Origin of the sequence: Dokdonella sp. (assembly GCF_051958935.1) — a bacterium.
In the GTDB taxonomy this organism is placed as follows: Bacteria; Pseudomonadota; Gammaproteobacteria; order Xanthomonadales; family Rhodanobacteraceae; genus Dokdonella_A.
On the sequence record NZ_JBQCFP010000105.1, the window covers coordinates 83,872 to 95,123 of the forward strand.

Sequence of the window (11,252 nt, forward strand, 5' to 3'; positions counted from 1 at the left end):
CAGGGAGGGCTGACGATGCGCTTGTCCGAATTGTCGGTGCTGGTGGTCGAGGACCATGGCTTCCAGCGCCGCGTCGCGTTGCGCCTACTCGAGGAACTCGGGCTGCGCCGCGTCGACGCGGCGGCCGAAGGTCGCGCCGCGTTGACCGCGCTGCAGGCGGCGCCCGCCGACGTCGTGCTCGTCGACCTCGACCTGCCCGGCATGGACGGCATCGAATTCATCGGCCACGTCGCCTCGCAGCAGCGCGCCGGCGCGATCGTGCTCACGAGCGCGCTCGACCCTGCGCTGCTCAATACCGTGCAGGGCATGGCACGCGCGTACGGCCTGCGCGTCCTCGGTGTCGTCGAGAAGCCGCTCACCACGCTCAAACTCGCCGAGGTGCTGGGGCGCTTCCACACCCAGGAAGAAAGTCCGGCCGCGGAGCCCGACGTCGAGATCGGTCCGGACGCATTGCGCCGCGCGCTGGCCGCGGGCGAGTTCGAGGCGTGGTTCCAGCCGAAGGTCGCGATCAGCACCGGCCACGTGATCGGCGTCGAGGCGCTCGCGCGTTGGCCGCACGAGGGCCGCCTGGTCGGCCCGGCTCGCTTCATTCCGTTGCTCGAGCGCGAAGGCATGATCGGTGCGCTCACCGAGCGCATGCTCGAGCAGGCGTGCCGCTGGCGCAGGCGCTGGGCCGACGACGGGCTCGAACTCGGCCTGTCGGTCAACGTGTCGATGCTCAACCTCGCCGACGTCGCGACCGCCGATCGCTACCAGCAGATCGTCGCCGACCAGGGCGCGCGCCCGCGCGACATCGTCATCGAAGTCACCGAAAGTTCGGTCATGAGCGAAGCCGCACACGTGCTCAACGTGCTCGCGCGCTTGCGCCTCAAGGGCTTCGGCCTCGCCATCGACGACTTCGGTACCGGCTACTCGTCGCTCGCGCAGCTGTCGCAGATCCCGTTCACCGAACTCAAGATCGACCGCGGCTTCGTCAGCGGCGCGCCGACGCAACCGCGCAAGCGCGCCGTGGTCGAGGCGAGCCTCGACCTCGCGCGCAAGCTCCACCTCACGGTCGTCGCCGAAGGCGTCGAGACGGTCGAGGAATGGCAGATGCTCGCGGAGCTGGGCTGCCAGCAGGTGCAGGGCTTCCTCGTCAGCGCCGCGGTGCCGGGCCACGCGCTGCCCGGCGCGATCCGCGACTGGCACCAGCCCGAGGGTGCGCCGACGCGATGATCCCGCTGTACCGCCGCGTCCGCATCCGCGTGCAATTGCAAGCGCTGTTCGGCCTGCTGTTGCTGACCGGGTTCACCGTGCTGGTGCTCGACGAGATCAACCAGCGTTCGGACGTCGGGACGTTCCAGCGCGTGCAGCAGCAGTCGCTCGCCGGGCTGCGCCTGGCCAAATCGATCTCAGACGCCTACGGCCTCGATATCGTCAGCGCCGTGTTCCGCGTGCGCAACAACCTCATGGGCTGGGAACAGGGCATCGAAGTCGTCGAGGGGGCGCGCCGCGCGATCGACCGCGACTGGAAGGAGCTCGTCGCTTCCCCATTGCCGCCCGAGCAGCGCGCGGTCGTCGACGAAGTCGCGCGTGCACGCGTGAGCGCAGACCGCGCGGCCGACAGGTTGATCGCGATCTTCCGCGCGGCGGACATCGGCGCGCTCGGCCGCTTCGCCGACACCGAGCTCTATCCGGCGATGGACCCGGTCGCCTCCCGCCTCAAATTCCTCGCCGACCTCAAGATGTTCGACACCGAACGCATGATCGGTGCGCACCTCGACACCGCGCGTCGCGTCGGACGCTGGCGCGTGATCCTCAGCATGATCACGCTGCTCATCGTGCTCGTGGTCGGGCGCAGCATGCTGCGCAACATCTACAAGGGCGTGGAAAGCCTCAAGCACCTCGCCCGCCACGCGCGCGAACGCGAGTTCGAGCCGGGCGGCTACGCACCTGACGGCGAACTCGGCGAAGTGCACGAGGCGCTGTCGACGATGCGCCAGGACCTGCTCCGCTACGAGGGCGAACTGCGCGACAGCGAAGCACGCGCACTCGCGGCGAGCCGCGCGAAGTCGTCGTTCCTCGCCTCGATGAGCCACGAAATCCGCACGCCGATGGTCGGCGTCGCGAGCATGCTCGAACTCCTCGCGCGCACCGACCTCGACGCCGACCAGCGCCAGCAGGTGGAGATCGTGCAGGGCTCGGCGCAAAGCCTGCTGCAGATCATCGGCGACATCCTCGACTTCTCGAAGATCGAGGCGGGCCGCCTCGAGTTGCTGCCGGTGGCGGTGGACCTGCGCGAACTCGTGCGCGCATCCACCGGCAACTTCCTCGCCACCGCGTCGGCGAAGGGATTGCACCTCGACTGCACGATCGATGCGCGCCTCGCGCCGGCGCACGTCGCCGATCCGCTGCGCCTGCGGCAGATCCTCAGCAACTTCCTTTCCAACGCGCTGAAGTTCACCGAGCGCGGCAGCGTCGTCGTCGCGCTCGATCGGCTCGCCGCGGCCGGCCAGCGTGAACTCGTCGCGCTGCGCGTGCGCGACACCGGGATCGGCATCGGCGCGGAGGACCAGGCGCGGCTGTTCCAGCCGTTCGTGCAGGCCCGCGACGGCAGCGCGCAGCGTGCCGACGGCAGCGGCCTCGGTCTCTCGATCTGCCGCCGCCTGGCCGAGCTCATGGGCGGCGAGATCACGGTGGAAAGCCGCCTTGGCGCGGGCACGACGATGAGTCTGGTCGTGCAGCTTCCGCTGGCCGATCCCGCGCTGGTCGCGTCGGCGTCGCCGTTGGCGGCTGCGCCTGCGCGAGTCGCGCCGAGCATCGACGAAGCAGAGCGGAGCGGCCGCCTGATCCTGCTCGTCGACGACCACCCGACCAATCGCGCCGTGATCTCGCGCCAGCTGCGCCAGCTCGGCTATGCCTGCGACGTCGCCGCCGACGGCGAATCGGCGCTGGAACGCTGGCGCAGCGCGCGCTACGCGCTGCTGCTCACCGACCTGCACATGCCGCGACGCGACGGCTACTCGCTCGCCGAAGCGGTGCGCGCCGACGAACGCGCGGGCCTGCGCCCTCGCCGGCCGATCATCGCGATGAGCGCGAACGTGAGCACCGAGGAGGTCGAACGCAGCCGCGCCGCCGGCATCGACGACTTCATCGCGAAGCCGGCGCCGCTGCAGCTGATTGCGGCCGCGCTGCACCGCTACCTCCCGTTCGATCATGCGCAGCCGGCCGTGCCGGCGCCGCTCGCCGTCGACGCCGATCTCGTGCGCGACTACGTCGACAGCACTCGACACGACCTCGCGGCGCTCGCCGCGGCCGTCGCGTCGCACGACGCCGATGCGATCGCACGCGAGGCGCATCGCATCAGGGGCGCCAGCGGGCTCGTCGGCGCCGACGCGGTGGCGGCCTGCGCGGCACGCATCGAGGACGCGGCGCGCACGGCACCGGAGGATTCGCTCGGGGAAGAACTCGCCGAACTCCGCCGCCTGCTCGACCGCTTCGCCACCGGACGTGGCATCGAAGCGACGTCGTGATGCACGACCCGTGACCTGTGTGGCTTGGCGCTGCGCGCGCGCTGCGCTCTAATGCGCCGATCCTGCGGAGTCCGTCCATGTATCGCCTGTTGCTGTCCGCGCTGCTTCTCTCGAGCCCTCTCGTGCACGCCGAACGCCTGACCATCGAACGCATCTACGGCGATCCCGACCTCAACGGGCCGAGCCCGCGCGCGCTGAAGATCGCGCCGGACGGCACGCGCGTCGGCTTCCTGCGAGGCCGCGAGGACGACCAGAACCAGCTCGACCTCTGGCAATACGAGATCGCCAGCGGAACCATGCAGCGCCTCGTCGATTCGGCCGCACTCGGCGAGCACAGGGAACTCTCCGACGCCGAGAAGGCGCGACGCGAACGCGAGCGCATCGCGCAGCTTAAGGGCATCGTGTCGTACCGGTGGTCGCCCGACAGCCACAAGCTGTTGTTCAGCGTCGACGAACGCCTGTGGCTGTACGACCTAAACGGCAAACCCGGTGCGCAGCTGCGTGCGCTCACGCCACACGGGTTCGAGGTCAACGACGCGAAGGTCTCGCCGGGCGGCGGCTACGTCTCGTTCGTGAGCCGGCAGAACCTCTACGTGATCGACCTAGAGCGCAACCTCAACTACCAGCTCACCCACGACGGCAGCGGCACCGTGCACAACGGCGAAGCCGAGTTCGTCGCGCAGGAAGAGATGGACCGCGCGACCGGCTACTGGTGGGCGCCGGACGACAGCGCGATCGCGTTCGAGCGTTACGACGAAGCGAAAGTCGACGAGGTCGAGCGCACCGAGGTGTACGCCGATCGCAGCACGACGGTGCGCCAGCGCTACCCCGCGGCGGGCCGGCCGAACGTGTCGGTGCGCCTTGGCGTCGTCGCGCCGCGCGGCGGCAAGACGCACTGGGTCGACCTCGGCCGCGACGCGGACATCTATCTCGCGCGCGTCGACTGGCTGCCGGACGGCAAGCGGCTCGCATTCCAGCGCGAGAGTCGCAACCAGCGCGTGCTCGACCTCGTCGTCGCCGACCTCGCGACGCAGCGCCAGGTGACCGTGCTCAGCGAAACGCGCCCGACCTGGGTCAACCTGCACGACGACCTGCGCTTGTTGAAGAACGAGGATGCGTTCGTCTGGGCATCCGAGCGCGACGGCCACAAGCATCTGTACGTCTACGGCCTGGACGGGCGCCTGCGCCGCGCGATAACGCGCGGCACATGGGACGTCGACAAGCTGCTCGCGATCGACGAGAAGGGCGGCACCGTCTATTTCGCGGCGAACCGCGACGATCCGCTGCAGGCGCAGGTCTATGCGGCGCGCCTCGACGGCAGCGAAGCGGATCGCGCGCGCCGCATCAGCGAAGGCGACGGCTGGCACGAGGCGGTGTTCGGCGACAATGCGGCGGCCTGGATCGACACCTATTCCGATCCGCACACGCCACCCCAGGTTTCGTTGCGCAAGCCCGACGGCAGTCGCATCGCGTGGATCGAGCAGAACGAACTCAAGCCCGGCCATCCGTACTGGCCGTATCGCGACAGCCTCGTCGAGCCGACGTTCGGCCATCTCGCAAGCGAGGACGGCCAGGACCTCTACTACCGCGTATACAAGCCGCTCGGTTACGAGGAAGGCAAGCGCTACCCGGTGTTCATGACCTACTACGGCGGGCCCGGCCGGCAATACGTGAGCCGTGCCTGGGGCGCGCACTTCGAGCAGTACATGGCGCAGCATGGCTACGTCGTCTTCGCGCTCGACAATCGCGGCACGCCACGGCGGGGGCGGCGCTTTTCCGACGCGATCTTCCGCCAGCTCGGCAAGGCTGAAGTCGCCGACCAGCTCGCGGGCGTCGCGTGGCTGAAGGCGCAGCCGTACGTCGACGCGCAACGCATCGGCATCTTCGGCTGGAGCTACGGCGGCTACCAGACGCTCATGCTGCTCGCCAAGGCCGGCGATGCATTCGCGGCGGGTGTCGCGGTCGCGCCGGTGACCGACTGGTCGCTGTACGACACCCATTACACCGAACGCTACCTCGATGCGCCGCAGGCGAACGCGGGCGGCTACGAGGCGTCGGACGTGCTGCACTGGCTCGATGGCCTGCAGCCCGACAAGCTGCTCCTCGTGCACGGCATGGCCGACGACAACGTGCTGTTCACCCATTCGACCAAGCTCATGGCCGCCCTGCAGCAACGTGGCGTGCCGTTCCGGCTGATGACCTATCCGGGTGCGAAACATGGCTTGTCGACGCCGGCGTTGAAGAAGCACGTCTACGCGATGATCGCGGCGTACTTCGACGATAAGCTCGCGCGTGTGCCGGCAGCGGCTGCGGCGCCGGCCGCCAAGGGGAACGCCGCGCGTTGACACGACGCCGTGCGGCCTTGTGTGCCGCTGCGACGCGCGCGCGATGGTCCGTGAGGCGAGGGCCGAAGACCATTGCGGCTTCCGCTGCCCGCACGATAAGCGCGCGCCACTTCTTGGGTTGCGCGAGGGCGGATCACGCCGCGCAGCGGTGGATCCGATTTCATCGCCCTGCGCGTCCGCACGGCTCCGGCCTTCGACCTTGATCAGTCGCGATGCTCGCAGGACGCCAGCCGCGCCGCCGGATCAGTGCACCCAGCGACCACCGCGCCTGCGTGGCGGCAGCGCGCCGCCTTCGCCCGGGGTTTCGTCGGCGGCGAGCGGATGCGCGCGCCAGTACTCCGCGACGGCGCCGACGGCGTTCGGAATCTGTGCGAGGCACTCGTCGTAGTCCTCGTCGCCGAGCGGCGCGAACTCGGCATCGCTCTCGAACACGCCGTCGTCGATCGCGAGGGCGATGATCGGCGACAACAGTTCCATCAGCTCCGAATCCTGGCCCAGGCGCCCTTCCCACGAGGGTGCGCGCAGATCGATGCCGCGCGAGAAGCCTTCGCACCAGCCGCGCGCGGTGAACGCGGGTGGGCCCTCCTCCACGTCGAGTTCACCGAGGATCGGCTCGTAACTGCCGGTTTCGAGCTCGGGCGCGATCGCATCGTTGAGCCGCGCGAGCAGGGTCAGCACGCGCTCGCCCTCGTGCGCGTCCGCGAACGGCTCGTGCAGGATCTCCGGCAGCCACTCTTCCGGCTTCGCCGGAACCGGACCGATCGCGAGCGCGGTGAGGAAACCGTGCACGCCGTCGAGCAGCATGTCCTCGTCGCCCGCGTGCGCGCGCAGGAAGCGATCGAGTTCTTCCAGTTCGTTGTCGCTCGGCGACACCATCCAGTCAGCGGTCATCTTCGAGTTCCAGGACGACGGGTGTATGGTCGGATGCGCGCTCCCACGTGCGCGGCTCGCGCTCGATCGAGGCGCCGCGGCAATGGCCGCGCAAGGCTTCGGACACGAGCACGAGGTCGATGCGCAGGCCGAGGTTGCGACGGAACGCGCCTTGGCGATAGTCCCACCAGCTGTAGTGTCCGCCGTCCTCGTTGAACAGACGGAAACTGTCGACGAGGCCGACGTCCAGCACGCGCCGCAGCGCGTCGCGCTCGGGCGTCGAGCACAGCACCTGCTCGTGCCAGGCAGCCGGATCGTGCACGTCGCGATCGTCCGGCGCGATGTTGAAGTCGCCGAGCACGACGAGGCGCGGGTGGCGGCGGATTTCCTCGGCGAGGAACGCGCCGACCCTGGCGAGCCACTCGAGCTTGTACGCGTACTTCTCGCTGCCGACGGACTGCCCGTTGACGACGTACAGGTTGACGATGCGCACGTCGCCGACCGTCGCGGCGAGGATGCGCCGCTGCGGATCGTCGAAGCCGGCGATGCCGTGCTCGACGTCGCTGATCGGCGTGCGCGCGAGGATCGCGACCCCGTTGTAGGTCTTCTGCCCCGAATAGACGCTGTGGTATCCGGCCGCCTCGAGCGCGGCGACCGGGAACTTGGCGTCCTCGAGCTTGGTTTCCTGCAGCGCGACGATGTCCGGCGTGGCCGCGGTGCACCACCGCTCGAGGTGCGGCAGGCGCACGTTGAGCGAATTGACGTTCCAGCTCGCAATCTTCATCGGTTCATCTTAGCGCAAGGCTGCGGCGTGCTCAGGCCGCGAGCCCGTAACTGCGCAGCAATGCGTCCGGCTGCGGCTCGCGCCCGCGGAACTCCACGAATGATTCGAGTGCGGGGCGCGAACCGCCGACGGCGAGAATCGACTTGCGGTACGCCTCGCCGGTCGCGCGGTCGAACACGCCCGCTTCCTCGAAGCGCGCGAAGGCGTCGGCGGACAGCACTTCGGCCCAGAGATAACTGTAATAACCCGCCGCATAGCCGCCAGCGAAGATGTGGGTGAACGCGTGCGGGAAGCGCTGCCACGCCGGCGGACGGATCACCGCGACCTCGTCGCGCACTTCATCGAGGATCTCGAGCGCACGCGCGCCACGCGCGGGATCGAACTCGCGATGGATGCGGAAATCGAACAGGCCGAACTCGAGCTGGCGCACGAGAAACAGGCCCGCGTGGAAATGCCGCGCGGCCTGCATGCGTTCGAACAGCGCGTCGGGCAGCTTCTCGCCCGTGCGCCAGTGGCGCGCGAACAGGTCGAGCGCCTCGCGCCGCCAACCGAAGTTCTCCATGAACTGACTCGGCAGTTCCACCGCGTCCCATTCGACGCCGTTGATGCCGCCGACGCCGGGCAGGCCGACGTCGGTGAGCAGGTGGTGCAGGCCGTGGCCGAACTCGTGGAACAGGGTGAGGACGTCGTCGTGGGTGAGCAGTGACGGCGTCGACGACGTGGGCGGCGCGAAGTTGCACGTGAGGAACGCGACCGGAAGCTGCGACGCATCGTCGCGGTCGAACCGGTTCGCGCACACGTCCATCCATGCGCCACCGCGCTTGCCGCTGCGCGCGTACAGGTCGAAGTACGCACCGGCGAAGACGCGGCCGTCGGCGTCGACGAGGTCGTAGTAGCGCACGTCCGGATGCCAGGTATCGACGCCGTCGCGGCGGCGCAGCGACACGCCGAACACGCGCTCGGTGATTGCGAACAGGCCGTCGAGGACCGGATCGAGCGCGAAGTAGGGCTTAAGCTCCTCCTCGTTGAGCGCGTACTTCTTCTCGCGCAGCTTCTCGGCGGCGTAGCCGATGTCCCAGGGCTCGAGCGTCGCGATCCCGAGTTCGTCCGCGGCGAACGCGCGCAGCTCCTCGAGCTCCCGCTGCGCGACCGGCTTCGCGCGAGCGGCGAGGTCGTGCAGGAATGCGAACACCGCGTCCGGCGAGGGCGCCATCTTCGTCGCGAGCGATTCTTCCGCGGCGTCGCGGAAGCCGAGCAGCTGCGCAGCCTCGTGGCGGAGCGCGAGGATGCGCTCGATGCGCGCGGAATTGTCGAATTCGCCCGCGTTCGGTCCTTGGTCCGACGCGCGTGTCTGGTAGGCGCGGTAGACGCGCTCGCGCAGCCCGCGGTCGTCGGCGTAGGTGAGCACGGCCTGCACGCTCGGTTGCTTGAGCGTGACGAGCCAGCCGTCTTGCGACTTCTCCTCGGCGTATGCGCGCAACACCGCGCGTCCGGATTCGGGCACGCCGGCGAGGGCGGCCTCGTCGGTCACGGGTTCGCTCCACGCATCGGTCGCATCGAGCACGGCTTCCTCGAACTGGGTCGCGAGCTTCGCGAGTTCGCTCGCGATCTCGCGGAAACGCGAGCGCGCCGGTTCTTCCAGCGCGACGCCGGAGAGGCGGAAGTCGCGCAGCTCGTGTTCGATCAGGGTGCGCGCGGCGCGCGGCAGGCCGGCGTTGTCGGCGCGGCCCGCGACCGCATCCACCGCCGCATACAGCGCGCGATTCTGGCCGAGTTCGCTTGCGTGCTCGACGATCTTCTCCTGCGCGGCCGCATAGGCCTTGCGCAACTCGTCCGAATCCGCGACGCCGTGCAGGTGCGACACCGGTGCCCAGGCGCGGTTGAGGCGGTCTTCGAGTTCCTCGCCGAGCAGCAGCACGCCGGCGAAATCGCGCGGGGCGTCGGTGGCGAGCAACGCGTCGATGCGCGCGCGGTAGTCGGCAAGGATCGCATCGATCGCCGGTTCCACGTGTTCGGCGCGGATCGCCGAAAAGCGAGGTAGGCCGGACATGGCGAGCAGCGGATTGGAGTCGGTCATCTGGGGCTGGAAAATGGTCGGGTGCGGTCCGACAACGTGGCGCGTCGAGTCGCGGAAATCAAGCGGCCTTGCGCGGCATGCGGATGCTAGGCTTGCGACTTTTCCGCAGGCTCCCGCCATGAACATCCGGCCGTACCAGGGCATCCTTCCGCGCCTCGGCGCGAACGTCTACGTCGACCCGGGCGCGCACCTCATCGGCGATGTCGAAGTCGGCGACGACGCATCGCTCTGGCCCGGCGTTGTCGCGCGCGGCGACGTGCACTACATCCGCATCGGCGCGCGCACGAACGTGCAGGACGGTTCCATCCTGCACGTGACGCACGCGGGCGAGTACACCGACGACGGCTTTCCGCTCGTCATCGGCAACGATGTCACGATCGGCCACGCGGCGGTCGTGCACGCATGCACGATCCACGACGCCTGCCTCATCGGCATGCACGCGACCGTGCTCGACGGCGCCATCGTGCATCGGCACAGCATGATCGGCGCCGGCGCGCTCGTCGCGCCGGGCAAGGTCGTCGGCGAGGGCGAACTGTGGGTCGGCAATCCCGCGCGTTGCGTACGCAGGCTCTCCACCCAGGAGATCGAGCGCCTGTACTACTCGGCAGCGCACTACGTGCGGCTCAAGGAGCGTTACCTCGCGTGAGCTACGACTATTTCCTGTTCGCCAGGCCGCCCGGCGGCGAGGCGGCGAACATCGATGCGCTGGCGGGCTGCCGCGCGCCTATAGCGACGCCGGAGCAATTGATGGAGCGCATCGATGCGCTTTTTCCCGGCACGACCTGGCAGGTGCCGCACGGCGAGGTCGAGGCCTGGTTCGGCACCAATGGCGCAGAGTTCCTGTTCTGCGCCGACGGGGACGGCACCGTATCCATGCTGAAGGTGGCGTACATCGAAGCCGAGCAGGTCCGGCGGCTCGTCGCGGCGCTCGATCTCGTCGCATTCGACCCGCAGCGAAGCGGCTTCATCGCGCGCTGATCGGCGTTCGCCGAAGCAACGTCACGCCGGGCGCGTGGCGCGCTCGAGTGCCGAGAGCATCGCCAACGCGTCGTCGCGGTCCACGCCGCACATCGACGACGACGGGCGCAGGCTGCGGCATACGGCCGGTCGTCGTGGATCACCGAACAGCGCGCAGCGGAAGTCATCCCGAAGCTGCACGCACGGAATGCCGGCCGGCTTGCCGTGCGGCATGCCGGGAATCGGCGAGGAGATCGACGGCGCTATGCAGCAGGCGCCGCAGCCCGCGCGGCAGGCGACTGCGGAGGTCCATGCGCCAGTCATCGGCTCAGCCACGCGCGTCGAGCAAGGCGCGCAGTTCGCGGGGCACGGGCGTGGTATCCGGACGCAGGCCGTGCCAGCACTCGAACGACTCGGCCGCCTGTTCGACGAGCATGCCGAGCCCGTCGCTGACGGTGCGAGCGCGCGCGGCATGTGCAGCCGCGAGGAAAGGCTGCGCGGCCTTGCCATACGAGAGGTCGTAGCACGCCGCGGGTGCGTCGCTTGCCGCGAGCGGCCAGTCGAACGCCTCGCCTGCATGGCCCGCCGAGGTCGCGTTGACGACGAGGTCGAAGGCTGCCTCGTGCTGCAGCGCGTCCCATGCGCACACGCGCGCCGGCGCGCCGAGTGCATCGGTGAGTGCCTGCGCGCGCACCGCGGTGCGGTTG

9 protein-coding genes and 1 pseudogene are annotated in these 11,252 nt (G+C 69.3%); 5 read left to right on the top strand and 5 right to left on the bottom strand.

Going from position 1 to position 11,252, the window contains the following annotated elements; translation table 11 throughout:
* Positions 1-15 precede the first annotated feature (15 nt).
* From ACTHK2_RS09960 to ACTHK2_RS09970, 3 genes are all read left to right on the top strand, one after another.
* On the top strand, positions 16-1,215 hold the full coding sequence (locus tag ACTHK2_RS09960) for an EAL domain-containing response regulator (protein ID WP_440245553.1): 1,200 nt from the start codon (positions 16-18) through the stop codon (positions 1,213-1,215).
* The gene (locus ACTHK2_RS09965) at positions 1,212-3,512 is read left to right on the top strand and encodes an ATP-binding protein (protein ID WP_440245554.1); all 2,301 of its coding nucleotides are present in this window, start codon (positions 1,212-1,214) and stop codon (positions 3,510-3,512) included. Before ACTHK2_RS09960 ends, ACTHK2_RS09965 begins: the two co-directional genes overlap by 4 nt.
* Positions 3,513-3,589: 77 nt before the next feature.
* Entirely contained in the window at positions 3,590-5,857 is a 2,268-nt protein-coding gene (locus ACTHK2_RS09970) for a DPP IV N-terminal domain-containing protein (RefSeq protein ID WP_440245555.1), read from the top strand.
* 243 nt (positions 5,858-6,100) lie between these two features.
* On the opposite strand, the gene ACTHK2_RS09975 is transcribed toward ACTHK2_RS09970, so the two are convergent.
* Genes ACTHK2_RS09975 through ACTHK2_RS09985 form a run of 3 tightly spaced genes read right to left on the bottom strand, consistent with a single transcriptional unit; the run spans position 6,101 to position 9,588 of the window.
* Complete coding sequence (locus ACTHK2_RS09975; protein ID WP_440245556.1) at positions 6,101-6,748, bottom strand: YecA/YgfB family protein; 648 nt, start codon at positions 6,746-6,748, stop codon at positions 6,101-6,103.
* Positions 6,738-7,511, bottom strand: coding sequence for an exodeoxyribonuclease III (xth, locus tag ACTHK2_RS09980; RefSeq protein WP_440245557.1), 774 nt, complete (start codon positions 7,509-7,511; stop codon positions 6,738-6,740). Before xth ends, ACTHK2_RS09975 begins: the two co-directional genes overlap by 11 nt.
* Before the next feature lie 31 nt (positions 7,512-7,542).
* A complete protein-coding gene (locus tag ACTHK2_RS09985; protein ID WP_440245558.1) occupies positions 7,543-9,588 on the bottom strand; it encodes a M3 family metallopeptidase in 2,046 nt (681 codons plus the stop codon).
* Between the two features lie 118 nt (positions 9,589-9,706).
* Here ACTHK2_RS09985 and ACTHK2_RS09990 point away from each other — a divergent pair, with 118 nt between their 5' ends.
* Both ACTHK2_RS09990 and ACTHK2_RS09995 read left to right on the top strand, forming a co-directional pair.
* Positions 9,707-10,234: a gamma carbonic anhydrase family protein gene (locus tag ACTHK2_RS09990; RefSeq protein WP_440245559.1), complete on the top strand. Its 528-nt coding sequence runs from the start codon at positions 9,707-9,709 to the stop codon at positions 10,232-10,234.
* A complete protein-coding gene (locus ACTHK2_RS09995) occupies positions 10,231-10,566 on the top strand; it encodes a hypothetical protein (protein ID WP_440245560.1) in 336 nt (111 codons plus the stop codon). Before ACTHK2_RS09990 ends, ACTHK2_RS09995 begins: the two co-directional genes overlap by 4 nt.
* A 21-nt stretch (positions 10,567-10,587) precedes the next feature.
* Here ACTHK2_RS09995 and ACTHK2_RS10000 read toward each other — a convergent pair whose 3' ends face one another.
* Both ACTHK2_RS10000 and ACTHK2_RS10005 read right to left on the bottom strand, forming a co-directional pair.
* Positions 10,588-10,869 (bottom strand): YkgJ family cysteine cluster protein, encoded by a 282-nt coding sequence (locus ACTHK2_RS10000; RefSeq protein WP_440245561.1) that lies wholly within the window; start codon positions 10,867-10,869, stop codon positions 10,588-10,590.
* 4 nt (positions 10,870-10,873) lie between these two features.
* Positions 10,874-11,252 (bottom strand): annotated as a pseudogene (locus tag ACTHK2_RS10005) (shikimate dehydrogenase); the annotation flags it as partial.

Excerpts from the sequence above, each read along its gene's own strand:
- ACTHK2_RS09960 (WP_440245553.1), top strand. The coding sequence starts at position 16 with ATGCGCTTGTCCGAATTGTCGGTGCTGGTGGTCGAGGACCATGGCTTC.
- ACTHK2_RS09965 (WP_440245554.1), top strand. The coding sequence starts at position 1,212 with ATGATCCCGCTGTACCGCCGCGTCCGCATCCGCGTGCAATTGCAAGCG.
- ACTHK2_RS09970 (WP_440245555.1), top strand. The coding sequence starts at position 3,590 with ATGTATCGCCTGTTGCTGTCCGCGCTGCTTCTCTCGAGCCCTCTCGTG.
- ACTHK2_RS09975 (WP_440245556.1), bottom strand. The coding sequence starts at position 6,748 with ATGACCGCTGACTGGATGGTGTCGCCGAGCGACAACGAACTGGAAGAA.
- xth (WP_440245557.1), bottom strand. The coding sequence starts at position 7,511 with ATGAAGATTGCGAGCTGGAACGTCAATTCGCTCAACGTGCGCCTGCCG.
- ACTHK2_RS09985 (WP_440245558.1), bottom strand. The coding sequence starts at position 9,588 with ATGACCGACTCCAATCCGCTGCTCGCCATGTCCGGCCTACCTCGCTTT.
- ACTHK2_RS09990 (WP_440245559.1), top strand. The coding sequence starts at position 9,707 with ATGAACATCCGGCCGTACCAGGGCATCCTTCCGCGCCTCGGCGCGAAC.
- ACTHK2_RS10000 (WP_440245561.1), bottom strand. The coding sequence starts at position 10,869 with ATGACTGGCGCATGGACCTCCGCAGTCGCCTGCCGCGCGGGCTGCGGC.